The organism is Mycobacterium sp. P2_H7, from assembly GCF_056403275.1.
In genome coordinates this window covers 1-355 of the sequence record NZ_JBFUFU010000089.1, presented here as the reverse complement: position 1 = coordinate 355, position 355 = coordinate 1, and the positions used below count along the sequence as shown (strand labels likewise).

Below are 355 nucleotides of genomic sequence, written 5' to 3'. Positions count from 1 at the left end.
ACCGCGCGGCGGGCGAGACAGCGGCCTACCTCCTGGGCGAATGGCTCGGCGGCGGCCCGGCGCGCATCCTGGTGACCATTTCAAGCAACCGTTTCCGCGGCGAGGAAGAGCGCGAGATCGGCTTCAGGCAGGCGCTTCGCGAGCGCTACCCCGGGCTTGGCGTCGTCGAGGTCAGCGAAGGCCATGGCCTCGACCGCGACACCGGCCGGCTCGCGCGCGATGCTTTGCGCCAGCATTCCGACATTGCCGGCGTCTATTCGATCGGCGGCGGCAACCTGGCTGTCATCGAGGCTTTCGCTTCACTTGGCCGCGCCTGCCGCGCTTTCGTCGGTCATGATCTCGATGCCGACAACGT

General features: G+C 68.2%; 1 protein-coding gene. It reads left to right on the top strand.

Annotated elements, in window-relative coordinates; genetic code table 11:
- Positions 1-355, top strand: a 355-nt coding sequence (locus AC1DY7_RS31490; RefSeq protein ID WP_477497678.1) for a substrate-binding domain-containing protein, incomplete at both ends; no start/stop codon positions are given.